A 26,165-nucleotide genomic window follows, 5' to 3' on the forward strand; every position below is an offset into this window, starting at 1 on the left:
CCAGAATGCTCTAATTACAATAATTGGTATTTAGGGACGTTACCTGGTAAAACGGTATTTAAAATCAATAGCAGAAGCAGACCGTAGAGAAAAAAACGGGTCCTACTGCGCTTCACCTGAACTATATCGTTATATGATAAATGATATTAATGGCATGATTTGGGTTGTCCCATCTTATCACAAATAGGCGTATGGTTTTCAATACAAAATTGATGGGTAGTTATCTTGCAAGGCGGCCTAGGTTCACTCTGAAATATCGTTGCAAGACATTCTCCTTGATTTTTAAAGATTAAGCCTGGGTCGCAATGCATTGTTTGGGATAAAGGGATGCAAGTAAATTTATCGAAATCCAAGCAATAGGGACTATTGGCCTCCCAGTCATTATAGGGAATGCACACGCAGTATTGGTAGATATCTGGAAAGCAACCATCTTCGTCGGGACCACAGAGAAAATAACGATCACTGCAATAACTGGAGGTGATCATCATGAAATACAGCAGCATGAAAAGCTTCATTTTTTCCATTGTTATTATTCCTTTCTAGTTAGACTCTATTTTTCCATGTAGAAGTGTGGTTTATCATAATAGATAAACCGAACAGCATTGTAGACTATTGGCGCTTCAAAAAACAAATGAAAGGACGCAAGCGAGTCGATGAATGAACTTTCTTTATCCTTTAATCAAAGCAAAACGAAAAATAGCTGCGATGAGCAGGTGATACCCATGTTTTATTTGTTAACGAACGGATTATCCCTGCTACTGGACTTGTTTTACAAACAAGAGTTTGAAAAACTCTCCCTATCCAAAATAGGTTCACTTGCCTGTCGTGTTGTTTCCTGACTTTTATATGTTCTGCTGAGAAAAAAATCATTCGTTTTCTCCCTGGCTGTTATATCAACTGGCTCCGGCAAATCAAGAGCATCTATTGAACTACTGCTTGGATGGCATTCACTTGCATCTTGGGTACATGGTCCAGACAGTAAAGAAGTGGATAAGATACCAAGGAACACACCAATCAGGCTGAGAGCCGATAAAGTACATGCGCTGCTAAATCCTATAGCTGCTCCCGTTGTAAATGCTATAAGTGGTAAGGCTAATCCTCCTGTTGCAATGGTTGCTACTAAAGCGCTACTGATGAGCAGGGTGCTTGCTGTTAATAATAATCCAATTGAAAGATTGGAGCTTAATAGTTTTTTAGGCCATGAAATTTCTTTATCTAAAGCGGCGTCAATATTGAGTTGAGTTCGATAAGAATTAAATAAAACAAAAAGTGTTGTTGATAGCATAACTCCCATTGGAATTAATGGCGAAACAGCAACACCCGCTATAGAAAAGCTAATGATAAAAGCAAGAAAAGCGATGGTACTATAAATGAGTATTCCTTTGTTTTGGGTTATATTTTGCTGGAGAGAGTGATTTAATTTATTGTGTTCAAACATATAATCTAATGAACCATTTAAAGTAATATCAGTAAAAAATGCTGATTTATCATGGGAGTCCATGGCGCAGCTAACCCCTCCTTTTTCAGAGACAATCCGACAACAAGGCGCATCATTTAAACCATCTCCGACAAACCATACCCCTTTAGGATTCACTCCTTTTTTACTCATTATATCTTCTAAAAATTTCTCTTTATCTTTTGGAGTTTGTCCTGCATGAATATCTTTGTCACTAAAAAGAGAGCCCATTTGTTTATTAAAGCCTTGGGCTGATAAAAGGTTATCTCCAGTTAGCATGATAATTTTTTTACCTTCATCTCTTAACCGGGTAAGTGCCTCGATGACCCCTTTTCGTACTTCATGTTTCACGTAGATGACCCCTTTACAGGCGCCATCTTCTGCTACACAGACAGCTGAAAAGCCTTGTTCGATTTTTGATTTTTCAGGTACAGGGGGAGTAATACCACTTTCTCTTAAGTAATCAACGCTTCCAATTCGGATTGTTCTCCCTTGCACTCGCGCCGAGAGCCCTCGGTTTTTATGATCTGTCGTACATTCGCTTATTTCATCAAAAAGAAGTGGATTATTAATAGTAGCTTCATAGTATTTTTGAATTGCTTTTGCAAGAGGATGCTCTCTGCCATAAGCTTTTTCCAATAAATAGATTCTTTGCCATAATGCCCGATTTTTTATAGAAATGTTGGATGATTCAACAATGGAATTTCCCGTCGTTAATGTTCCTGTTTTATCAAAAACTACCGTATGGATTTTATCAGATTGCGGTGTAATTAAACTGTCATCACGTAATTGGATGCCTTTATTATTACGATGATGGATGCTGATGAGCTGTGGTAATTGATGAGCAATCGCAATCGTACAAGGACATACAGAAAACAAAATACCAATGATGTTTTGTATTACTAAAGGGATAGTCGCTATTCCTAATCCGATTGGAGTAAAAATGGCCGCCAAAAGACCAATGATAATAAGCCCTGTATATAGATAAGCAAATTTGGGAGTTTCTTCTTTAGTAGTGAGTGATTCTTTAGCCCGGTTTGAGCGAAAGAGCAGGGTATTAACCGTGCTGTTATATGAGTTTTTCTCAGCGTACACAATAACCTTTTTTCCAAGATTAATAGCGCCTGAAGGAATATGCTGCCATAGTTGTTTTGTTTGGTGCGGTTCACCAGTCAGAAGCGACGCATCAATTACTGTGTTGCCTTGAATTAAAATACAATCCACTGGAAAACATTCGCCAGCGTTAACTTCAATTAGCATTCCTTCTCTTAAAAGATTTCTTTTTTCTTCACTTATTTCTTTGGTCTCTAATATTTTTTGAATAAATAATCGGCATTCCTCTTCTTCATTATGCAATTGTGAATCCGTTTCTGAAGGGTTTTGTTTCTTAGATGAAACTAGGAGGTTCATTTCTTTCGATAAGAGCTGGAGTTCAAGTTGAGTGAGCTGATAACAATGATACGATTCTGACATTTGAGGAAATAATGTTTTAATTCCTTTCAATTGAATTTTTTTAGATTTTTCAATAACAAGACGTTTAATCTCATCCATGCTATTGATGCAAGCAATCAACATCGCTGGCATCATAAAGTTCATAAAAATCATGGAAAAACTGCTTGCCAACGGCATGCTAATGGCATGAAAAAGAGTGTGAGCCATGGATAAAAACCAGCCCAGGGTAATAGTTGTTGCCATATTGGCAAAATTTTTAGTGCGAAAGTTATGCCAAAAAGCAACTAGGTATTCTCGAGCAGTAAACGCAGTTGAAAAAAAAGAAAGGGCGGTCAAGCCAATGGTTAGAATTATTGATGGAGGAAATATAAGTGTTAAAGTAAGTACGACGCCCATGCACAGTAGGTTGATAAGGATATTAATCCAATTCTTTTTGTCATTTGGTTTATTCCCTTCCTCTTGCTGCTCATCAATGATGTCAAAATAAATATCACTCTTAATCTTTTCAAAGACGACGGAATCAAAATTTGTGATACGAATAAAATTATTTTCCTCACTTTCAATGGAAATAGTGAAGCGATGAATCCCTAAACCACTAGGTTCAGCATCTACAATAAGTCGTGCGTCTGCAGGAAGAATCTTTTTTTCAATACAATCATTGATACACGTATGAAGAAGGCGTTGCATTGAGTTACCACAACCATCAAAACACATGATGCCGGAGACTAAGAACGATTTTTGAAAAATAATAGTTTTGGACATAGGAAAATGAGCAGTTAAATGCGTCAATCTAAATTACTTTGACCCAAATGTCATCAACATTTAACTGATTATTTCAACGAAATTACTTAAGATGCCTTATCCGTTATCAGTAGGCCTTTTATGCGTGACATCATAAACCCCATTTTTTAAAATTTGTTAGGACTTTTTTATAAAAAATTGTAGTTTGGTTTAAGTGGGCAACCCTAACGGAATATGTTAATGATGAAGTGATGTGTTTGAACCTTGAGTTTTATAGGGGGGTGAAAGAATTTCTTTCACCCCGTATTTTAACGAAGACTATTGCGATGGTTGTGCTCCGGGGCTTAGCGCATCAGCATTAGGAGCGCCCGTACGAACACTTTGTAATAACAAGAGGCTATTTGTCATAAGCAGGCGTTCATGGACTTGACGATCTAAATAAAGTTGGTAATTAATCTCAGCAAGTAATATAGCAATTTCTTTTTCTACAGTGGCAGGCGGTGCATTATTAAGGCTGTTAATCCATGGGGTATTCCCAGGCTCGCCAGTACCACCTGTGCCGCTAGCCGCCGCGGCAGTAGCACTTGCACCGCCAGAACTTGTAGTATTATACAATCTCCAAGTTGCCATATTAAACTCTGTTAAGGCCTGACTTGTTGGGCCAGAACTACTTCCAGTCTGCCCGCTTGATGGATTAGTCTGCGGCATTCTTTTTGACATGATAAAATAAAGGTTGCTGATTCCTACAGAGGTTTGCGCTGCATAGGTACGTAAGCTTGCAAGATATTTAGCAAGAGTTTGCTGCGCTTGCATTTGTTTTGTTGATGGCTTACTGGAAGGTTGATTCCCACCAAGGGTTTGCTTATACCAGTAGTCATAATCGTTCCATTGCGGTAAGCTTATAGGAAGTATACTACCACTAACATAACGAATAAAATTTGCTGCAAGTTGTTCTTGATTTTGTGCGTTTAGTCCATTTTTTGCTATGTCGCCTTGTTGTTGCTGATTGGTTCCAAGGTCTTGCGTTGAATACATTAAGGGACCAGTTAAAGCGTTGCTATTAAGTTGATTTAAAAATTGTTGCAGGTATTTAGGGTCAAAAAAAGTGGTCGCCGAGGGAATTTCCCCTACAACGTTCAAGGGTACCAAGGTGTTATAAATCAATTGGCAACCAGAAACAAAGGTTGGGGTACTATTAGTCGGATCCATGCAGTACGTATAATCAGGGGTTGCCAAAATATTTAATACCGCTTGACTTACTGGGTCCTGTTGAAAAGTTTGTTGGTCTATCAACGGAGTCACACTCACTCCGGTAGATGATGTTGACGCGTAATTTGGAAAAGCAAGATTAGCCAGAGGATTAATGACCGTTGCACTGGGATTATATTGTGATGTATTCGCACTATCAGTCGGCAGAAACTGAGCAAAAGGATTTCCTGTATTTGTTGTTCCTGCCCCAGATTGTTGACCTTGCCCACTAAAAGTATTCACTGGAATCGAGCCTAATAAAGTATAAAACTGATAGGCTTGTGCTAGTTGAGAGGTTGTTAAATTAATGAGTTTATAGCTCACTGTAAAATCTGTATTGTCTTCTGTAGGAGCTTTCTGTACTTGAAAACCCAAGTATTGACCAAAATTTTGAAAATACTGTAATAGTTTTTTCGTATTTTCTGATGTTTGGTTTTGATAATACTGATCAGTTGAGGTTGTTGAATCCTGTGCTGTAGCAGAAAATGCAGCAAAATAAAGCACATTCAGCAACATAAGTTTAGATGCTAATTTCATTTATTCTTCCCCTTCAAGTGCACGTAAAACAAGTTTTAGACGATACTGGCAAAAAACTCGCGACAACAATCTTAAACGTTCAAATACAATGTTTCGTTTGAGAAAAACTCCAGCAGGATCATGGCTTCCAGTGCTTGTTTCCTCGGCATGAATTAAAACACGTGAAGCACTGCCAGGGTGAACTGTATCGATTGCTTGCAGCAATCGAAGTCCCCGGCCAGATTTGATATTTCCTACAATGCGAATAAATTTTTCTTCTTCAGCTAAAAGGCTCATGTCTATTTTTTCTATGTCATCAAGTTCTTTGCCTAACTGCTCCATGGCTTGCTCAAACTCAGGATTTCCATCCAGAGTCCAATCTTCTACACTTTCCATAAAAGTAATTACTCTATAGATCATAGGATCAATATATTCAAACCAGTATTGGGCGGACGCTTCGTGGCTTAGATCAGGCATATTTTACTCTTTCTTTACTGTATTTCAGCAGATGGACGAAATCATTACTTACTACTATAGTATATTATGAAAGATAAAAGAAAGAAGTAAAAAATATGAAAAAGCAGTCGCGAATAGTTAGATTAGTTTCGAGAATTATTAATGTTCGTAGGTGGTTTGATTGGGAACGGATGAAAGCATTTACTATGTATTTAGGAAATGGTTTTAAACGTTTATTTGTACCACAGAAAAAAGTTGAAGGTGAATCCTTCAACGAAGCAGTTCAGTTATTTAATCTTAGCGACGAAAGTTTACTTATAAAACAAAAATCTTTATTTCGATTGAGTATTATTATGGTGTTAGCTGCTCTTTTGATTTTGGGATATGCCGGATATCAGCTTTTTTTTGGTTCAATAAAAGCGTTTCTTGTGAGCCTCATTGTCACGTTGATTGCGCTGGTTTTAGCCTTCCGTTACCACTTTTGGTACTATCAAATTAAAAACCGTAAGCTCGGGTGTACTTTTAATGAATGGTATAGGCAGGGGTTGTTGGGAGAAAAGAAATGAATAAGTTGATAGTAACTCTGCTTCTCCTTGTATGTCCTGGTTTAGTTTTAGCAGATAATTCCAGCTCTTTAAGTTTTGCTCCTCCTGCTAGTGATTATTCGGTAGTATTCCTTGGCAATTTATTCGGGGTTGTAGATGGTGTTTTAAGCGGGACAGGCAGCCAAATCATGGGCAGTATGTTTGCCGTATTTAATGCTGCAGTTTTGGCGCTGGGGGGTATTATTATTATGTATACCCTCCTGGTATCTACTATGAATACTGCCCATGAAGGGCAAATGCTTGGACAAAAGTGGTCTTCTATTTGGATTCCAATTCGCTCTACAGTAGGTTTGGCTTTATTGATTCCCAAGGCTTCCGGCTATTGCTTGATGCAAATTTTTGTCATGTGGGTTGTGGTTCAAGGTGTCGGGGCAGCAGATAAGGTATGGGATGCCGCGTTAAGTTATTTGAACCGTGGCGGGGTTATTATTCAAGCACAACAGATAAATCCAGCCCAAGCACTTGTGACTGGCGATGATAACTCGGGAATAGGTGGTATTACAAAAGGTGCGATTAATATACTTTCCGGCCAAGTATGTATGTTGGGCTTACAGACACAATTGACCAATCTCCGTCAGAGCCTTCTTGATGCTCAGCAAAAACAATCAGGAGATTGTTATAAAGCCTCTAAAGCGGGGGATACTAGCTCTCCAATAGCTAAGTTTTGCCAAAATACGGTTCCTGATTTTCTTAGCACTGTAAACGCAATTTCTGTTCAGAGTAAGGCCCCGGGGAACAGTGACTGGACTGTTGAGATGCCTCATTTTGAGGATTCATCTTCACCTTATTATTTTCTGAACGGGATATGTGGTTCCATTCATTGGAAGAGCATTACGAGTTCACAGGGATCAGCTTTTACGGATTCATCGGGAAAAAGTTTGCTGCCTACGGATCCTACCGCGGGAAATAATGTGACACTCGGAAATAATACGCTCACTCCTGCAGAGATTGCCGCAACCCAGATGTCGCGAGCGATTGCCGTCCAGCAAATGTATATGGATTTGTCTACAGTAGCTCGAACCATAGTGGGTAATGATCCGCAAATGTCAACAACGAGTAATTCCGAGACAAAACCTTATACTCCAGTTGCGACGCAACAATTTGGTGTGCCTTATAAACAAGACGGAACGATTTGTAGTACTTATAATAAAGACATTGCTAACAGTAAGGATAATGAGGGAAGTTTATGTATGAGTTGGGGACCTGTGCCGGGATCTGCTGTTGGGGGGACATTGTTTAATGGTAACGAGTTAACTAACGCAATTAATGATTATAATGGGATTATGATGCCAACAGTTAATCTATCGCGTCTAATCAAGAATGCAAAAGATATGGAGAAATCCACTGACTTTATCAATAAAGCTACGAGCCAGGGATGGATTATGGCTGGTGCTTACTTCTTTAACTTGGTAGCGATTCAGGGCTCATCTGGTACAATTGACAATGCGAGCCAAACGGATTCAGACACTGGATTGGATACAAGTAAGTTTGATCCTTCGGCAATAACGAGCCCATTTGTACCTAGCAGCGACGGTAAAACCATGACCTGCGATAAAGGAAATATGACCGATCAAAATAAAGACTTTACTCAATTATGTAAATGGTTTGGCCAAGATAATACCCAGGTACTGCAAGTACAGTCATTAATTACATCAGATACTAAGAATCCACCAAAGCAGGCGAAAGAGCTAAAGGTGCAAAGTGGCGCAGCCTCATCTACAGTGTGGGGTTTTCTTAACAATTCACTCATGATGTCAACCCCTGGTCAACCAGGAGTTAAGCCATTGACTTTTGCTAACTCAATTAATTTTAGTGTGAGTACCTCGTTATATCGATTAGAAAGACAAAACTTCTCTTGCGGCGAAGTCAAACCTTTCTTCTCTATCTGTCTGGGACAAATACTCGGCAATATATTTTATAATATTATCTTGGTGACCATATATAACCTGTTTCTTGATATCTTTGGCCAGATTATCAATAGTGTGGTGTTAGCATTCCTGATGATTCCTTTGCAAGGAATGGCGACAATCTTTCAACAGGGTCTGCAAATTATCGCGCAGCCTGGGGTAAACCCTGTAGTTGCTTTGGCAAATATGGGTAATGAGTACATCAATTTTGCCGGTAACTTATGGATGCTCTTGTTGAATATGGCAGTATCCAGCGCATTAATCCCCGTATTTGGTATCTTCATTTTTGCCATGATGTCTTTGGCTATGCCGCTTGTGATTGCATGGGTAGGCGTCATGGTGAGCGTAGGTTTTACTACAGCTTATTACATTCCAATCTTACCCTATATGATTTTCACTTTTGGCGCCTTGGGTTGGTTAATCTCGGTAATCGAGGCAATGGTTGCTGCGCCTATTGTGGCATTAGGGGTAACGCATCCGGAAGGGCATGAGGCTTTTGGTAAAGGTGAAGCAGCGATCATGATCTTGGTGAATGTATTCCTCAGACCTTCCATGATGATTATTGGTTATATTGCTGCTATAGCATTATCCTATGTGGGGGTATGGGTTTTAAATGCTGGATATGATCAGGCTATAGCATTTATCCAACAGGAAAATACAGATAGTGCTAAACTCGCTGGTGGAGTTTGGGCATATGGTGGTTCGGATTCACCTTCTGGTACAGGCGGATATACGGATTGGGCGGGAATTTATGCATTCTTCTTCTCTATATTGACCTATACTACGTTGTATTTAGTAATCATACAAAAAGCATTTACATTGATTTCTTATTTGCCGGACAAAGTGTTACGATGGATAGGCGGTACTCCTGAAAGCATAGGCCAAGAAACGTCACAATGGGGTGAGGAAGTAAAGGGTAAAACTCAAGAAGCAGGTAAAGAAACACAGACTGCACAAGGACAAATTGATAAGACTCTTGGCGGATATGGCGCTAAAGGTGTGGGCATGATTAAAGGTGCTTTGGGTAAAGGTGGTGGTGGCGGTAGTGTTTCTGCCGAAGGTAATGCTACACCAAGCAGCGATAAGGAGGAGGGGGATTCTAAGGGTAAGGGAAAGGGTAAGAAGAAAGGTGGGGGGAATCCTTTAGGTTCTGTAGGGAAGTAATTTATGAAGAGAGCATCATTGTCTACAAAGTACTTTGATGCTCAATCTTTTTTACAGGAAAATTATACTAAATTGTTGTATAATTGTAGTTAAAATAAACATTTGATCGATTCATATTATGCCTGAATTATCTGCTCCTAAAAGCACAATAACAAACCAATCACAAGCCGCTGAAGACAAACTTAAAGTTTTGCAAAAAGCAAAAATGGATGAGGAACGATTTATACAAGAATTGTTTCTTTTTTTGCAAAATATGCGCGATTCAATTTTAAAGTCACAGGTTGACCCACAAGCTCAATTAACCGATCTTGCTAGGGATTGCGGTTATCAAGATCTTCCTACTGCGCTAAATAGTACAAAAAATGCACGAGGGCAGACACCATTAGTTCAAGCGCTGCAAGAGCAAGATTTCTCTATGGCAAGGATTTTACTCGATTCTGGGGCAGAGTATGACGCCCTGGCACGAGAAGAATATGATATCGCAATACATAGTAAGCGGGGACAACAGGCACTGCAGCAGCAAATAATTTCTCCTCCTGAAGGTTATAGTCCATCATCTCCCGAGAAATTGCATACAGTCAAAGAATTTGGCCTCGTACTTGGCATCAATATAATAAGTGTAGATGGTACTCCTTCTCAACGCGCGCATGTAGGACCTACATATCAATTGATGACTGATACGGTAAAGGATTACAGTCAAAGTCGTAGTAAGGAGCCAGAGAAGGGGGATTTCAAACAAATTTCAGATGCCTTCGCTTTTGCAAATAAAGCGGCAAAGTATGACTATAGTACCCCTGAAGGCAGTCCTGAAGCTGGGAATGCTCTGTGTGAACGAATACAAGCGGGAAAGGTAACCAGTGTCCCTATTAATTGCAACGGACACGCCATGGGGTTATCTTTTGTGCCCGTCGAAGGAAACCCGGATAAGGCGTACTTGGTATTTACTAACCGCGGGGAAGGATCTGGAGGAAAGCATGGAACTCAAATCTATGAGGTAGACAAGAAGGATATTACCCCCGATTTTCTAAACAATGTAATGAGCGGCCATGATCAGGGGCATTCACATGCGCAAGTCATGGAGCAAGTTCATCAGGTGACTAAAGGAAAAGAGCCCATATATCACATTGAGCAAAAACGACAAAAATATGATAATTGTACTGTAGCAAATACACGCGCAAATATTCATGGAGTCCTTCTGTGCCAAGAAGCAAATCGCAAAGGCGGTTTTGAGAATGTGAATCAACAAACAAAAGACGAAGTAAAACAACGCTACAAAGAGTTTACTGATGATATGAGAAGTAAAAAAGTCCAACAGCTGGAAAAAGCTTTAGAGAAAAACCCTGAGGATCCAGACCTAAAAGCTTTAGCTAAAGCATATATAGATAAACCCAGCAGTAAATTTTCTGATACTTTGAAATCTGTAGTTGCTGAAGAATCGATCAATATGAGTTCGCCCTAAATGAATGGGCAACTTAGTATTTAGTGTTTCATTTGACTCAACAACTGTTGCACTTCAAATATGGAGCCTGTGTTGGAATGACAATATCCGCTCAGCTTAACGGCTAGGGTCTATTAAGCCCAGCCTTTAAAGTCTATCGATAAAATAACAAAGTAGTCCTCAGCATGTTACGATTTATTGTGTTACTCTTTGGATTGATGATTTACTATTGAACGATCAGAAATTCCACGGATAAATTCTGACATTTCAATTGGCTCTTGACCTATCTTTAACGAGCTCCGAACGAAATTTGCTGCCTCGAGAACGCTATCCAAATTGTATTTTTTTAATTGAATTGAATGTAAATAGGCAACAAAAAACTCTGTTTTTAAATTACCAGTACCTTTGCCCATACCAGCAAGAGATGCATCAATAAAGCGAACTCCCGAGCTCATTGCTGCCAAGGCATTAGCTTGTGCCAGGCCGAGATTATCATGGGCATGAAATCCAAATGGGAAAGGATAATTATTAATGTATTTTTCATAAATTTCTTTGACACGCGTAGGGAGTAAACTGCCATTTGAATCAGCGAAATAAATGATATCAGGCTCATACTCGCTTATCGTTTTGATTGAATCATCAAGTTCATTTTCTGTATAGTAAGAGATATTCATGAAATTAACTGAAACATTCATGTTTGCATTTTTTACCATTTTTATTTTAGGTAAGGCAGATGCAAGTTCGTTTTTAGCAACGCATAGTCTTAATAAATCGACACCGCATTTTTTTAATTCAATGAGATCGTTTTGAGTAAGATTATTTGGAAAAACCATAACTACCATTTTTGCTTTTTGAATCAAAGAGCGACAAAGAAGTAGGTAATCTTTGGCACACCATCCAGCTCTCCCGACCTGGGTAGGTGTTAAAGTTCCATTGCGATAGCCAATTTCAATATATTCAATGCCTGAGTTATCTAGAGATACAAGAATTTTTTCTAATTGAGCGTCTTCAAAATTGAAATTAGTTCGGTGTCCCCCGTCTCTCAATGAGGCATCTAAAAGTACTATAGAATCGTTCATATAATTTCCAAGAGGCAACAAAAAACATACCTTCTTTTAAAATTATAGCTAAAATAACGCTGAACCGATAAAGAACAGAAGATATATATATAAATTGGATGCGATTTTCGCAAAGGAAAGCAGATCGAAAAACATTTTGAGTTTATTGCTGGTATTCTTTGGCCCCAGCAATAATTAATTTGTATACCCGCTCGCTGATAATACCTTGTTCAAACTTTGCTTTTGCATCCCAAGTCATCAGTTGGCCCTTTTGTCGCACTAATTTACGTGTGGCAGAGGTGACATCATTAGGATCGCTTTCAAGTAAAATATCTCGAACCTCTTCATCAAAAACTAAATACTCTCTCAATGCTACCCTTTTTTCATCTACAGTAGGTACAAGTTTTTGCCAAATACACAATCTGATTGTCTCTAAAATATCAATAGTTCTTCCTAAGCGCTCTTCACCAGAGAATGAGGTTACAAGACGGCGCATGGTTTCAGCCACACCTGAGGTATGCAAGGTTGTATACACTGGGTGCCCAGTAAGCGCTGCTTCCAATGCAGCACTAATTGTTTCTGCATCCCTACACTCACCTACCATGATTAAACGAGGTTTGCGGCGTAAGGCATTTCTCACCCCATCAGCAAAACTCGGTAAGTGGCGAGGAATTTCTGATTGGCTAACTACTGCGGATATTGTTTCAATTTCATCATAAACAAATTCAATAGGAGATTCATAGGTCAATACTTTACGGTTTGAATCCTCTGTTTCGATTAAGTCGCGAATAATTGAGGCCAGTAACGTTGATTTACCTGAACCTGTTGCACCCGTAATAAAGACGATTCCTTCCTGAGGTGCCACTGCTTCAAGGACATTATCAGGTAAATTCATGGTTTCGAGTCTAGGAGGGGTTGTAGGAATCGTTCTCAGAGTAATCTGAATTGCATCATGCCCTTCTACAAGGCATGCTGTTCCATTGACCCGATAGCGATATCTAACACCGCGGTTAGGACGGAATTCATAGTGGGTATCGATGTCTTTACCTGAAAGAAGCTGAGTTGTAGCGTTAGGTCCGTATATCGCATTAATTAAATCACCGAGTTCTGTATTAGACAAGCGGCGGTTGGTAATCCGTAATAGTTTTCCATAGACCTCTGCATAAATAGGTTCGCCTGTTTGGATGGTAATGTCAGAAGCATTTAAACGTTCAGTATGCTCCAACATTTTATCCATAAAAAGCGGAGTAAAACGTGTTGGCTCATCGGGCATTAAACATAAATGAGAATTGTTATTCATACTTCCTATTGGCGAATTCTGTTGTTATCGTTAACTGGAGCAATTGTAGGCTGCCAGGATTTATCTGTTATTATAATTTTAGAACGATTTGCCAATTTTTCCATGTTTTTGAACCGTTCCAAAGCATTCTCATCCTTGGATACCGCTGCCCGCCATTGTTCACTATTCACATTCAGAGCGGGTAACGCAGTAATTCTTAATACTCTATCATCAATATGAATCTCTGAGGAGTCACCTGTTACGCCTAAGTCTGTATGAGAGACATAAGGAGGAGAAATCATATTCATGGCTAATAATTTTCGATAAAGAATCATTCCGCCAAAATCTTCTTTAATTCGGGCTATGTTTTCCTCCAGAATGGTATTTGCTTGATCAATACCATTTTTCCAGCCTTTTGCTACATAAATGCACCATATTTTTTTCTCTACCTTGGTTTTAGGTAACAGAGTATAGTGAGGATATTCCGGTTGTACATAATCCAGCCATAAGTATTGCCGCCAAGTTGGAGGAGTGGTTACAAAATGAGCCTGTTTCGCAACTTTATAAGTACGATCAGAAATACGAATAGTTTGTGCATCAGCAAGATTGAGGGTATTTCTACCTTCCAAGAGCACTGGGGGCAAAATGTTATGTTCTAGAATCAAAGAATTAAAATCATAAATGGCATCGAGTCTGCGCGATTGTCTTATAAGATGCTCATCAATAATTTTTGCTCGATTTGCCAGGCCTGCTTGAGCACCGAGACTTAAAGCAGTTTCTTTCAAAGCAATTTGACGAATTTTACCTCTTTGCCTTTTATTTCTATCCTTTATATTCACATTGGCCATAGCCTGTAGCCCTGCCAATGAGTTCGTATCACCCATATATTTTGATGAGTGACATGCAAGCAGTAAAGCAGACAATACAACAACTATTAAGCTACGAATAAATTTTGGCATAGCGTAATTCTACAACCTGACTGTTAGGGTAAACGTGAATATAGGCTTTTTTACCAGCTTGGTAATCAATATCACGCAGGATTTCAGCTAAACTTTCATCTTTAATGTTAAGACTAATTAAAACCGGAATTGACGGTGCTTTTCCTAAAATACGAAGCCTGAAGTGAGCTGATTTGGCAATACGAGCGGTTAATTCTTCAATAGGACCGGACCAATCCACACTTGCTCTGGCTTGTAAGTTATACGAATTAGGTATCGTGAGTGTGTTATCTACAGGGGGTGGTAAAATTACTTTTTCGACTCGTGCCATTTCATGCATAGAATCGCTTACAGATACTGCTGCTTCTGCTAATTTAATTGTAGCATCATCACTAGGATTGTTTACTGGTGATTTTTTAAAAAGTACTCCATGTTTACAACCTACAAGCAGGACTGAGGCAATAAATAGCATGAGAAGCTTGTTGTTCATTCAATGTTCTTTAATGTCTGAGAATATTCGTTTGATTGAAACAGGAGCTAGGCTGCTTGTCAAGCCTATAGAAGATGAATTGTATGAATTTAAACAGAAATAATTTGGGAGAGTAATTAGCTTGGGTGCAGCGAATTGTCTCTTGATCACCTCTCTGCCTACGCCCCGCAGATTTGTCCGCGAGGTCTCATCTTTTTAGGTAGATCTTCTGGATCCTGCGGACAAAGCCGCAGGACGTCGGAATAGGTCCGGACTAGTTTTTCAGTGATGTGCAGAAGATCCAGGTGCAGCGAGGCAGAGCCCAGGAAGCTATGCAATCAATCCCGGGTTCCACTTAGGCTACAATATAAAAGGTCAACTTAATTTTTCAAATAAGGAATATACAACTTGCCCTGCGTGTTTTTGTTTTATTTGCCGCCAATACTTTTCATCCAATTGCGTTGCAATCGGTGATTCTAAATAAACAAGTCCCCCAGGTTTGAGAATAGTGCTGTGTGTTATATTCGAAATACATTGAGGGAGATAATTTTGTGCAAAAGGAGGGTCCAGAAATATAATATCAAACTCTTCCTGTTTGTGCTGAAGGTACTGTAGCGCGTCTGTTTGTAGGAGTTTAAGTTTTGGGCTGTTAAATGAAGCGATTATTTTTTGTAAATGGGCACAAGCTTTAGGTGATTGCTCAAGAAACACAACGTGCGCGGCTCCTCTTGAAAATGCCTCCAGGCCTAAAGCGCCGCTGCCTGCAAAAGCATCCAGGCAGCGTGCTTCTCTGATGTCATGCATGAGCCAGTTAAATAAAGTCTCGCGCACGCGATCTGGGGTGGGGCGTAAACCTTCTACATCCGGAAAATGCAATTTTTTTCCACGATATAAGCCACCTATAATGCGGACGATCTGTTTCACGATTTACCTACAGTGACCAGTAATAATTTGTCGGGATTAACTTGTTGTTTGAATGCTTGTTTCACTTGTTCGCGGCTTACTGTATTGATGCGAGCAAGATAGGTGTCAAGAAAATCTTCAGGCAGATGATAAAATGTCATTCGCAATAAGATATTTGCAATACTGCGATTACCTGATAACGAAAGTGGGAAACTTCCTGTAAGGTATTGTTTCGCCGCATTCATCTCCTCATCAGTTGGACCTTTATCAATGTAAGTGCGTAACTCGTTTTGAATAATATCTAACGCATCTTTTGTTTGTTTATTTTTTGTTGACAAACTGATGAGGAAAGGTCCTTTCCCGGACATAGGAACAAGCTGGCTGTCTACACCATAAGTCAAACCTTGTTTTTCTCTAACTTCTATAGCGAGTCGAGAAACTAAAGCCCCTCCTCCTAAAATATAATTCCCTACAATCAGCGGGAAGTAATTTGAGTCATGATGATCAATACCGAGTTGACCGAGCCGTATCACAGTTTGTGAGGACGGAAATGGAATATTTATTGTTTCTGCTTGAGTTAACTGAATGGCTTTGGGAATAGGAGGGGCTGGCTGTCCCTCTGGAAGTTCTTGAGTAAGTTGCTCAGCAAGTTGATGTGCTGTCTCACTATTAATTGCACCTACCATAACTAAAATCGCGTTTTTGGCCACATAATAGCGTTTATTAAACGCAATCACCTGGCTCATATTAATTGCCTTGACGGTCTCGCTTGTTCCATTAACAGGATGAGCATAGGGATGTTGCTTATATAAGGCTTGAAAAAAATTGAGATTGGCGACGTCTTCAGGCGATTCCTGCCGCTGTTCAATGGCCATCATCTGTTGTTTTTTCTCTCTTGAAAACTCATAATCAAGAAAGTCTGGATGGTTAATGATTTGTGCAAAGGTAAAACTGGCTTTGGCCAATGCATCTTGGGTGGCTAAAGTTCTTAGGTTAAATATAACCATATCCCGGTTAATCTCAGCCTTATATTGAGCGCCAACATCCGCGAGTGATTCGGCTATTGCTGTTGCGTCTCGTCCCGCATTTCCTTGGTTCATCAAACGACTGGTCAATGCACTTAGGCCATATTGATCTCCATCATATGCTGAGCCTGCCGCGAAAGCCAAACTGACATCGAGCATAGGCACTTCCATTGCGGGATAAAAAACGACTTGAACGCCATTTTTGGTGAGCCATTTTTCTGTTTTGAAGGTACTTGCTGTCGTTGTATGCGACAGCCCAATCAGTAATGTTAGAATACATGCGCTAAAAATTCTCATGGTGCAGCCCTTTGTGGTTGAGGTTCTAATATTGCTGTCGTCATATTATTTTCCTGAAAATAACGTTGGGCAGTTTGCAGAACTTGTTGTGGCGTAACGGCATTGATTGCTGCAGTATACTCATCCGCTTTTTGCCAACCAAGCCCAATTGTTTCTAACAAACCTAATTCTGAGGCTTGTCCGAAAATTGAATCTTTCTCAAAGGTTTTCTGAGCAATGATTTGATGTTTAATTCGTTGCAATTCTTGCTCAGTAACCTGATTTTTTTTCAAATCATCGATTTCATTAAGAAGCCCACTTTGTAAATCATTTATTGTATGGTTTTGGCTCGGAGATCCATACACAATAAATTGGGTTTGAAATCTTGTATAAGGGTTATAATAGGTATTTGCATCCGTAGCAATATGTTTGCTGCGAATCAGATTTTTAGAAAAACGAGCGCTTTCACCTGCATCTAAAATTCCGGCGATAATTTCCAAGGCATAAGGCTCATACTCTTTTTTACTCGTGTTTGCACTAGGAACGGTATAACCCATCATCAATAAAGGTAATTTTGCTGACGCCTGGATATGCACAATCTTTTGACCTAACGCAGGCGGCTCTTTTTGCAATCTTCTTGTAGGAATAGGGTGTTTTGGCAAAGCACCGAAATAATTTTCTGCCAAAGTGCGAACCTGTTCTGGGTTAACATCTCCCACAACAACCAAGGTCGCATTATTAGGAGCATAATATTTTTTATACCATTCCCTTAAGTCTTCAACGGACATGTGTTTCAGATCGCTCATCCAGCCAATAACAGGATGATGATATGGGGCGCTTAGATGTGCTGTTGCCAGAAAACGCTCAAAGGCAAGTGCTTGTGGATTATCTTCAGTTCGAAGCCGTCGTTCTTCCTGGATTACTTTAATTTCTTTGGCAAACTCATTGGCATCAAGAAGCAAATGATTCATGCGATCTGCTTCCAGTTCAAAACTGGTAGCAAGTTTTGATGCAGCTGTTTTTTCAAAAAAAGCGGTATAATCATTATTAGTAAATGCGTTAGCTTGACCGCCAATTGCCGCTATGGTTTTGGAAAAGACACCTAAAGGGAATTTTTCAGTACCTTTAAACATCATATGTTCCATCGCATGAGATACGCCGGTAATCCCGCCTGGTTCATCAGCGGAGCCTACGTTATACCAAATCATGGATACAGCAATAGGCGCCCGGTGATCTTCTTTAACCAATATTTTTAATCCATTATTCAATGTAAACTCTTGCACTTGGCTAAAGGTCTGGCAAGATAGTACCATGAGTAAAGTAAAGAGTATTTTGCGCACAACTTAACCTCAAAGTAAAAAAGATGATAGAATTTCATATTTTTCAGGATTTGTACACTATATGATTAAATGGTTTAAACGAAGTCATGATTCCGCCTCTGTAGAGGACAATCATTCACAAAGTACTACTGACTCGTTGCCTCAAGCTCCTGTAGAAGAAAGCAAACAGGAACAAGAGCCTGCAAAAGAAGGAATTTTTGCACGTTTCAGGAAAGGATTAAGCAAAACCCGTCACCAGCTTGGTGATGGAATTGGCCGATTATTATTAGGAAAAAAAGAAATCAGCCAGGATTTGTTGGACGAGTTAGAAACGCTTTTAGTCAGTGCTGATTTGGGGATGGAGACAACGCAAACTGTACTGAACCAGTTGACTGAAAGTTTGGCTCGTAAACAGTTATCTGATGGTAATGCTGTTTATGATGCGCTGAAATCTCATTTGCAGGCGATTTTAAGCCAGAATAACCAACCTTTAACTTTAGAAACTGCAGATCAATCTCCTTTTGTAATCTTAATGGTTGGGGTGAACGGTGCAGGTAAAACCACTACTATAGGAAAACTGGCGAAACAATTCCAGCAACAAGGCAAGAAGGTCATGTTGGCTGCTGGAGATACTTTCAGAGCAGCAGCAGTGGAGCAATTGCATGTTTGGGGGGAGCGAAATGATATCCCCGTAATTGCCCAGCATACAGGAGCAGATAGTGCTTCGGTGATTTTTGATGCCCTGCAAGCAGCAAGAGCGCGCAAAATGGATGTTTTAATCGCTGATACTGCAGGCCGGTTGCATACACAAGGCAATTTGATGGACGAATTGAAGAAAGTAAAGCGTGTATTACAGAAACTTTGTCCTGATGCTCCTCATGAGACGATGTTGATATTGGATGCAAGCATAGGGCAAAATGCTTTGGTGCAAGCACGACAATTTCATGAAGCGATTGGTTTAACTGGAATTACCATGACTAAATTGGATGGTACGGCTAAAGGTGGAATTTTGTTTGCTATTGCGAATGAATTAGGAATGCCCTTTCGTTATATAGGGATTGGTGAAGGGATAGAGGATTTACGCCCCTTTGATGCTGCGCAATTTGTTGGTGCACTATTCAATGATCACATTTGACCAAGTGACTAAACGTTATCCAGGTGGTTTTGAAGCGTTAAGCCAAGTAAATTTTTCTTTACAAAAAGGGGAAATGGTTTTTCTTACCGGGCATTCAGGTGCAGGAAAAAGTACCTTACTTAAATTGATTGCTCTTTTAGAATGGCCTACTTCGGGTCAATTGCTCGTCAATGGTTTGCGTCTGAATCAGTTAAAAAAGCGTGATGTGGCTGCTCATCGCAGCCAGCTGGGTATTACTTTTCAATCACCTTACTTACTTAATGATCGGACAGTATTTGATAATGTTGCCCTCCCCTTGCAAATTCGGGGTATGGCTTATCCCATGGTTGCCAAAAGAGTTCATGCGGCCTTGGATATGGTAGGTCTATTAAGCAAGGAAAAAATGCTCCCTGTCCATTTATCAGGAGGTGAACAGCAACGCGTGGGAATTGCTCGTGCTGTAGTGCATAAGCCTGCATTGTTATTGGCTGATGAACCTACTGGAAATCTTGACCCCAAACTTTCTACAGAAATCATGGCTATTTTTGAGCAGTTTAATCAAGTAGGGGTAAGTATATTAATTGCTACGCATGATTTGGCATTGATCGCAGGAATGAAACATCGTATTGTCATGCTTAAAGGAGGACGAATGTGTTAAAACAAGCACAAGCAATCCTTGCCTATCATTTGCAAGCAGCGATACAAAGTTTAAATTTGTTATGCCGCAGACCTTTAGCAACCATGATGACTTCCCTCGTGATCGCCATTGCCTTGGCCTTGCCTGCTCTTTTCTGGGTATTTTCCGATAACATCGCTAAATTAACCGCAAGCTGGCAGAAGGGAGGGCATATTTCTCTTTATTTAAAACCTGGCTTATCTGAAGCGGAACAACAGCTGCTATTACAAAAAGTGCGTGAAACAGACGGCGTAGCTCAAGTTTCCTTAAAATCTTCCCGTGACGGTTTATCGGAATTAACCCAGCAAGAGGGGATGCAGGATATTATGCGTTATCTTCCTGAAAATCCTCTGCCTGCGGTAGTGGATGTTGTGCCTGCCTTGATCATTGACTCCCCTGCAAAATTGGATTTATTGGCACGGAAATTACAGACCATAGCACAAGTGGAAAATGCAAAAGTTGATATGGAGTGGATAAGCCGCTTGCATGCGCTTTTAGGTTTTGCTGCCAAGTTTGCAGATGCTTTACTCGCCTTATTAGCCATGGCTGTGATTATGATCGTTGGCACTACGTTACGCTTGGCTCTTCATAGTCGACAAGAAGAGATTCAAGTGTTAAAGTTAATTGGAGCAAAAGATCCTTTTATCCTCAGACCTTTTTTATATTCGGGGGTTTGGTATGGTGCCTTAGGGGCTGTTTTTGCTGTCTTTATGGTGAATATTTTTATCTTCAGTTTGGAAGCTGCTGTAGATCAGTTGGCGGTTGCTTATCAAATGCACTATCCGCTAAAAAGTTTATCAATGCGCCAGATCTTGCTACTTGTTTTATTTGCAGTTATACTAGGATGGATGGGGGCACGTTTATCGGTAAAACGTCAATTGGCTTCCATTGAGCCTCAATTATAAGTCCCCTCTTATTTTTTTACCTTATTTTACAGAGAAGTTTTAGAGGAAAGAAGCATGAGTCAATATTTGCAACTTGCCGAAATGAATTTACCTGTGGGAAGCCTTGATGCTTACATTCACAGGGTTAATCAAATTCCTATGTTGTCTTTAGAGGAAGAAATTGCCTGTGCCGAGCGTTTTCATGCTGAAGGAGACCTTGAGGCTGCGCGGCGATTGGTTCTTGCTCATTTGCGTTATGTTGTTCGTGTAGCTCGTGGTTATTTGGGATACGGCTTGCCTCTGAATGATTTGATTCAGGAAGGTAATATTGGTTTGATGAAGGCAGTAAAACGTTTCGACCCTAAGATGGGCGTACGTCTTGTTTCCTTTGCGGTACATTGGATAAAAGCAGAAATCCATGAATTTGTTTTACGCAACTGGCGTATCGTTAAAATTGCAACAACTAAAGCACAGCGAAAGTTATTTTTTAATCTTCGCCAAATGAAAAATCGTTTGGGCTGGATGAGTCATGAAGAGGTAACTGCTGTAGCAAATGATTTGGGTGTAAGTCGCGAAGATGTGCTAGTAATGGAGCAACGTTTGAACGCTATGGACACACCTTATGATGCTCCTGATGCGGATGAACACGATGAATTTTACACAGCACCTGAGCGTTATTTATTTAATGCTAATGATGATCCGTCTGTGTTACTGGAAAAGGAAAGTGTTGGAGATCGTGGGCGTGAGAAGCTGATGGTTGCTTTAGAGCAGCTCGATGAGCGCAGCCAGGATATTTTACAACAACGTTGGTTAGCCGAAGAAAAGTTAACACTGCATGATTTGGCTAAAAAGTACGGGGTATCCGCGGAGCGGGTTAGGCAGCTTGAAAAAAATGCCATGAAAAAGCTGCGGCAATATATAGAAAGCGAGTAATTTCTTTAATTATATGTAACCTGAGTGAAATGAAGGATAAAAACCCTAATAGCTCAAGGTTCCCCATGTTAATGTTTTACTCGAACGGTTGGATTTGAGCGCAAGATGCGCCCAATACAGCCGTTTCCTTTTATGCCAAAAAATCACAAACTAAATGTCCTACTCGTTCATCTATTAAGACGCTCACATGATTTGCATCAGGAAGTAGACAAAGTCTGGAGTCCGGGTATTTTTTACAGAATTCAATCGATTCTTTAGTACTAATCGTTTTATCTAATTCACCGTGTATGCATAAAAAAGAAATGTTGGGTGATTGAGAAATGAAATGGTGTAAACGGACCAGATTAATGTCGAAGCGCGCTTGTTGCTTCATAACATGACGTAGCTGCAGATAACCATGGCCACTTAGTTTAAATTTTTTTGCAATCCGGTTAACGGGGCTCCGCATTTGTGTGGGCGATGCAATTAAAATCGCCCGTTCTGGTTTATGATTTAATTGCCATTCAGGAAGTTGACCCGCAACATTCAGGGTGTTGAGGAGCATGGATCCGCCAAACGAATGGCCAATAACCGCATAGAAAGGTCCATGCTGATTGATTGCATCTTTCAAAATAGCGACTGCATCAGTCCAGGGTAATTGCAAACCTTTTGCTTCACCATGTGCCGGGAAATCAAGAGCATATACTTCATATCCTTGTTGATGAAGTGCCTGGATTATGCGAGCCATATATGCTGCACGTGATATCCATCCATGAGTGATCAGTACTTTTTTCCCCCGTGCATTTTTCTGTGGCGCGAAACGGTGTAATACATGATGTCGTGGAAATTCCTCATGAATTACCTCCGTACGTCTTGCTTCAATAAACTCACAAGCCAGTTTGGCAAAATGTCGATATTCTTTTTCCAAGGGAAAAAAGATAGGAGTAATAAAAGCCTGATAACACAATTGTGCATGTAAAACATCTCTTACATGGATTAATGATGAAGTTATCATGATTATATCCCCTTTAGAGTTTACTGTAAGTGTAGACTAAAAAAGAACACTCTATAGTTTTTTGCTCAATGGCCATTGCCAACAAGATTCTTTATGACATCTTTTGCTCTCTGTAAAAGCTGGATGGCAAGAGGGAAAATCGATTTCCTTGATGAAGGGAAGTAGTTGAAACTCAAAAATATTGTGTCGATCTAACAGAAAATACTCTGGGGGCTGTTGTTGACCTTAATGTAATTCATAACTTTATCTCTTTCATTCAATTTTATAAACTAGGTTCCTAAAAGTTAATTCTAGTTTTATTTCAGGGAGCTTGAGATGCATACTTCAAATTATATTTATCATGATAATGAGCAAGAACTCCATGGCTTTGTCGCATATGACACGTCTCGTGCTGAGCCACGTCCTGCAGTATTGGTAGTTCATGATTGGTCCGGTCGTAATGAATTTGCGTGCAACAAAGCAAAATTACTTGCTGAAATGGGTTATGTAGGCTTTGCAGTAGATTTGTATGGGGGCGGCCAGCTTGGCTCTACTACTGAAGAAAAACAAGCGTTAATGAACCCTTTGATTTCTGATCAACTTTTATTGCGCCGTCGTATTCAAGCTGGGTTGGCTGCTGTATGCTCCATGCCTGAGGTTGACAATAAGCGGGTTGCAATTATTGGATTTTGTTTTGGTGGTTTGTGTGCTCTTGAGTTGGCACGCTCTGGGGCAGATCTTAAAGGGGTCGTGAGTTTTCATGGTTTGCTGCACAAGCCTGGCAATTTAAAATCTGAACCAATAAAGGCCAAAATTTTAGCGTTGCATGGTTATGATGACCCAATGGTTCAACCTGATAAGGTACATGAATTTTGCAAAGAAATGACTGAAGCAAACGTAGATTGGCAAATGCATATGTATGGGCATATACAGCATGCATTTACTAATCCACTGGCACATGATACGCAATTGGGAACTATTTATAACGCAGTAGCTGCTCAACGCTCATGGGAAGCCATGATTGGTTTTTTGCAAGAAATTTTCATTAAGTAACCTCAACTTGATGTAAAAATCGAGCCTAGTCTTCGTTAAAAAGAGGCAAAAATGCTCGACAGGACTGTCTTTCACATATTCCCCTTTTCAAAATTGATTAAAAGGGGATATTTCATTATATTCCCATTGAAACAAAGCAAGAAAGCCAATTTTCTTACGCTAAAGTACTGGTAGCTGTATTAACTCTAAAAAAATCCCAGTGCTTGCAGGTTAAATTAAATTTTGGACTGTTTTGTAATCCAAAGGCACATGGGGCAGAATGATATCTGCTGGTACTTTCAATGAGTGTGGAATAAGCTCATCCAACATCTGTTTCCTTCAGGTGAAGACTTTAGGAATTATACGAACTGCGTATTTTTAATCAAACAGGGTGATCACCATATTGATATTGTTCCGAGCCTCTACATAATACAACAAAGGTCCTTTTCATTTTGCGTCTCCTGAGTAAGTTTTTTGACAACATAACCAGTTTCTCGCTTAAATAGAGCGAAAGCCCAGTTCCGAGATTTCACATTATAAAATTCAGCATAATTTTCGACCAGGTATTGAAAAGCTGGATCTAAAGCATCCATCATTTCGATAACTCGCTGATGACCAGACTTTGTCTCATCAAGTTCAATTCCAACAGCTTTAAATGCACTTGTTTCAACATCAACTTCACGCTGAAACAAGCCTGTGTGCAAGTGCAGTTTTTCTGCGAGTCTTAAGGCTAGCTGTGGTTCATTAGCATATTTCCCGTGTGCTCTGAAATGACGTCGCGGCAAAGTGTGCGGAATACCATCTACAAAAATTGAAGTCGTAAACTCATGGAAATTAAAATAAAGTGCAAGCGTTACTAAATTATTTAACTGTTTATTTTCCTGTAAGCCGCTATCATTTTTTACCCTCTCAAATAATACGCCCATCGTATTAAAGCGCTGCCGAAAATCTACGGGGTCTTTTTCAAGATGTCTTCTTAAAAAAGCAGCATGAATCAAATCATGTATTAGCACTTGAAGCGCTTGCACTGCCTGCTTTTTACCATCTACGACCATCTCTTTCACCCCGTCAAACTCTGGGTGTTCATGGCATGGCAGTGCAAGCATACGAAGACCAATAAAGTCTGCATTGGGATTCACTCTGAAAACAGTCATATCATTCAATTGTTGAATAGTTGACAACCCTGTTTTGGAAACATGACAGATAAATTTTGAATAATTCTGATTTTCAAATTCAGTTTTAATAGTCCATTCACCATAGGGATGAACAACACCATAAACCATCGTATTGATTTGCTTTTGGTATTCTTTTTCCAAAGATTCCAATGCAATCCCCGACATAATAGCGGAGAGTGTGTAGCAATAATAAGAATGCTCAAAAAAATTCATTTCTTCAGGAAGATTAACCTGAGAAAAATGAGTTTCAATATTGCGCAAAATCGAATTGGCTCGCTCTTTATTTTCCCACCCAGAAATAATGGTTTTTGCAAATTGCAAATCATGATCAAAAATCCGACGAATTATTTTTAAATGAATTTTTTCAGGAAAAACGGCATCTTCTGCAACCAGCAACTTAAATAAATCAAATCGCAGCTGCGCGCTGACAGCTACTTTCTTTGCGATAATATTTTCTAATCTTTCTTCAATTTTCCCAAGCTCTATATCATTCATTTTTTCTCGCCAGCAAGCCCCTTTATTTTCAGCAGATGATTTTACATAATGACCATTTTTTGTCAAATTTATCCCCTTTGGATTTGATATATTATTGAACAATAACTGTGCTGAAATAAGTCACATGATGATTTTGCGGACAATAAACTATGGGCAAAAATCAAAAGAAACTCGCAAAGAAAAATTATAAGAGACTTTCAGATGAGACATTAGAGAATCTATCCGGAGGAGCTTATACGTCGGACAGTGCAGAGGTGAGTGGCTCAAGATGTACACAAACAACGAGGAAAAGACCTTGAGGTTTACTTGTAAGCCCCCTTCCTGCATGCGGAATGAAATTCCACTCTGGATTGCTCAGGGCTGTCATCCATTCAAAAAGAGCCCATTGCCCAAATAAATCCGCTGAGATTATTTGATTCAATTATCACATACTGTGTACGCTGCGCTTTGGTATCCGAAAGCCAAGTTATTCACGTGAAAGGAAACAGGTCCTATAATCTGAAAATATTCCGGCTGCTGCGTTTTTTTCATAAGCCTTTTACTATTGTTGCTAAATATAATATCATTGCATTAACAAAGTTCTTACTCTCCTCTTTTTGTTAAAAATAAGCAATAAAAAAATCAATTAAAATT

21 protein-coding genes are annotated in these 26,165 nt (G+C 39.7%); 8 read left to right on the forward strand and 13 right to left on the reverse strand.

Annotation, left to right across the window (positions count from 1 at the left end; translation table 11 throughout):
* Positions 1 to 146: 146 nt before the first annotated feature.
* From A8O27_RS02415 to icmW, 4 genes are all read right to left on the reverse strand, one after another.
* Positions 147 to 524 carry a hypothetical protein gene (locus tag A8O27_RS02415; RefSeq protein WP_058457997.1) on the reverse strand — a complete coding sequence of 126 codons (378 nt, stop codon included), beginning with the start codon at positions 522 to 524 and terminating at the stop codon, positions 147 to 149.
* A 245-nt stretch (positions 525 to 769) separates the two neighbouring features.
* Positions 770 to 3,697: an HAD-IC family P-type ATPase gene (locus A8O27_RS02420; protein ID WP_235810454.1), complete on the reverse strand. Its 2,928-nt coding sequence runs from the start codon at positions 3,695 to 3,697 to the stop codon at positions 770 to 772.
* Between the two features lie 270 nt (positions 3,698 to 3,967).
* A complete protein-coding gene (gene icmX / locus A8O27_RS02425; protein WP_058457999.1) occupies positions 3,968 to 5,434 on the reverse strand; it encodes a type IVB secretion system protein IcmX in 1,467 nt (488 codons plus the stop codon).
* On the reverse strand, positions 5,435 to 5,890 hold the full coding sequence (icmW, locus tag A8O27_RS02430; RefSeq protein WP_058458000.1) for a type IVB secretion system protein IcmW: 456 nt from the start codon (positions 5,888 to 5,890) through the stop codon (positions 5,435 to 5,437).
* 95 nt (positions 5,891 to 5,985) lie between these two features.
* On the opposite strand from icmW, the gene icmV reads away from it, so the two are divergent.
* The 3 genes from icmV (at position 5,986) to ankD (ending at position 11,004) form a co-directional block, all read left to right on the forward strand.
* Positions 5,986 to 6,435: a type IVB secretion system protein IcmV gene (gene icmV / locus A8O27_RS02435; RefSeq protein WP_058458001.1), complete on the forward strand. Its 450-nt coding sequence runs from the start codon at positions 5,986 to 5,988 to the stop codon at positions 6,433 to 6,435.
* A complete protein-coding gene (gene dotA, locus A8O27_RS02440) occupies positions 6,432 to 9,545 on the forward strand; it encodes a type IVB secretion system protein DotA (RefSeq protein ID WP_058458002.1) in 3,114 nt (1,037 codons plus the stop codon). The genes icmV and dotA overlap by 4 nt, the downstream gene beginning before the upstream one ends.
* 118 nt (positions 9,546 to 9,663) lie before the next feature.
* Positions 9,664 to 11,004, forward strand: a complete 1,341-nt coding sequence (gene ankD, locus A8O27_RS02445) for a Dot/Icm T4SS effector AnkD/LegA15 (RefSeq protein ID WP_058458003.1) — start codon at positions 9,664 to 9,666, stop codon at positions 11,002 to 11,004.
* A 182-nt stretch (positions 11,005 to 11,186) separates the two neighbouring features.
* On the opposite strand, the gene A8O27_RS02450 is transcribed toward ankD, so the two are convergent.
* From A8O27_RS02450 to A8O27_RS02480, 7 genes are all read right to left on the reverse strand, one after another.
* Positions 11,187 to 12,062 (reverse strand): hydroxymethylglutaryl-CoA lyase-like TIM-barrel protein, encoded by an 876-nt coding sequence (locus A8O27_RS02450; RefSeq protein ID WP_058458004.1) that lies wholly within the window; start codon positions 12,060 to 12,062, stop codon positions 11,187 to 11,189.
* A 142-nt stretch (positions 12,063 to 12,204) separates the two neighbouring features.
* Positions 12,205 to 13,314 (reverse strand): Dot/Icm type IV secretion system ATPase DotB, encoded by a 1,110-nt coding sequence (dotB, locus tag A8O27_RS02455; protein ID WP_374930657.1) that lies wholly within the window; start codon positions 13,312 to 13,314, stop codon positions 12,205 to 12,207.
* A 32-nt stretch (positions 13,315 to 13,346) separates the two neighbouring features.
* Complete coding sequence (locus A8O27_RS02460; protein WP_058458006.1) at positions 13,347 to 14,279, reverse strand: type IV secretion system DotC family protein; 933 nt, start codon at positions 14,277 to 14,279, stop codon at positions 13,347 to 13,349.
* Entirely contained in the window at positions 14,260 to 14,748 is a 489-nt protein-coding gene (dotD, locus tag A8O27_RS02465) for a type IVB secretion system lipoprotein DotD (protein ID WP_058458007.1), read from the reverse strand. Before dotD ends, A8O27_RS02460 begins: the two co-directional genes overlap by 20 nt.
* A gap of 354 nt (positions 14,749 to 15,102) precedes the next feature.
* Positions 15,103 to 15,651 carry a 16S rRNA (guanine(966)-N(2))-methyltransferase RsmD gene (rsmD, locus tag A8O27_RS02470; RefSeq protein ID WP_058458008.1) on the reverse strand — a complete coding sequence of 183 codons (549 nt, stop codon included), beginning with the start codon at positions 15,649 to 15,651 and terminating at the stop codon, positions 15,103 to 15,105.
* Positions 15,648 to 16,952: a M16 family metallopeptidase gene (locus A8O27_RS02475; RefSeq protein WP_058458009.1), complete on the reverse strand. Its 1,305-nt coding sequence runs from the start codon at positions 16,950 to 16,952 to the stop codon at positions 15,648 to 15,650. Before A8O27_RS02475 ends, rsmD begins: the two co-directional genes overlap by 4 nt.
* The gene (locus tag A8O27_RS02480) at positions 16,949 to 18,244 is read right to left on the reverse strand and encodes a M16 family metallopeptidase (protein WP_374930658.1); all 1,296 of its coding nucleotides are present in this window, start codon (positions 18,242 to 18,244) and stop codon (positions 16,949 to 16,951) included. The genes A8O27_RS02475 and A8O27_RS02480 overlap by 4 nt, the downstream gene beginning before the upstream one ends.
* 88 nt (positions 18,245 to 18,332) lie before the next feature.
* On the opposite strand from A8O27_RS02480, the gene ftsY reads away from it, so the two are divergent.
* From ftsY to rpoH, 4 genes are read left to right on the forward strand one after another with little or no spacing between them, the layout of a single operon-like run.
* Positions 18,333 to 19,385, forward strand: a complete 1,053-nt coding sequence (gene ftsY / locus A8O27_RS02485; RefSeq protein ID WP_058458011.1) for a signal recognition particle-docking protein FtsY — start codon at positions 18,333 to 18,335, stop codon at positions 19,383 to 19,385.
* A complete protein-coding gene (gene ftsE, locus A8O27_RS02490) occupies positions 19,372 to 20,022 on the forward strand; it encodes a cell division ATP-binding protein FtsE (protein ID WP_058458012.1) in 651 nt (216 codons plus the stop codon). Before ftsY ends, ftsE begins: the two co-directional genes overlap by 14 nt.
* On the forward strand, positions 20,016 to 20,945 hold the full coding sequence (gene ftsX, locus A8O27_RS02495; RefSeq protein ID WP_058458013.1) for a permease-like cell division protein FtsX: 930 nt from the start codon (positions 20,016 to 20,018) through the stop codon (positions 20,943 to 20,945). The genes ftsE and ftsX overlap by 7 nt, the downstream gene beginning before the upstream one ends.
* 54 nt (positions 20,946 to 20,999) lie before the next feature.
* The gene (gene rpoH / locus A8O27_RS02500; protein WP_058458014.1) at positions 21,000 to 21,857 is read left to right on the forward strand and encodes an RNA polymerase sigma factor RpoH; all 858 of its coding nucleotides are present in this window, start codon (positions 21,000 to 21,002) and stop codon (positions 21,855 to 21,857) included.
* Positions 21,858 to 21,987: 130 nt separating this feature from the next.
* On the opposite strand, the gene A8O27_RS02505 is transcribed toward rpoH, so the two are convergent.
* Positions 21,988 to 22,851, reverse strand: coding sequence for an alpha/beta hydrolase (locus A8O27_RS02505; protein ID WP_058458015.1), 864 nt, complete (start codon positions 22,849 to 22,851; stop codon positions 21,988 to 21,990).
* 315 nt (positions 22,852 to 23,166) lie between these two features.
* Here A8O27_RS02505 and A8O27_RS02510 point away from each other — a divergent pair, with 315 nt between their 5' ends.
* Positions 23,167 to 23,883 carry a dienelactone hydrolase family protein gene (locus A8O27_RS02510; protein WP_058458016.1) on the forward strand — a complete coding sequence of 239 codons (717 nt, stop codon included), beginning with the start codon at positions 23,167 to 23,169 and terminating at the stop codon, positions 23,881 to 23,883.
* 401 nt (positions 23,884 to 24,284) lie between these two features.
* Here A8O27_RS02510 and A8O27_RS02515 read toward each other — a convergent pair whose 3' ends face one another.
* Positions 24,285 to 25,598, reverse strand: a complete 1,314-nt coding sequence (locus A8O27_RS02515) for a hypothetical protein (RefSeq protein WP_058458017.1) — start codon at positions 25,596 to 25,598, stop codon at positions 24,285 to 24,287.
* Positions 25,599 to 26,165: the final 567 nt, after the last annotated feature.

It is taken from the genome of Legionella bozemanae (assembly GCF_001648595.1).
Lineage (GTDB): Bacteria > Pseudomonadota > Gammaproteobacteria > Legionellales > Legionellaceae > Legionella > Legionella bozemanae.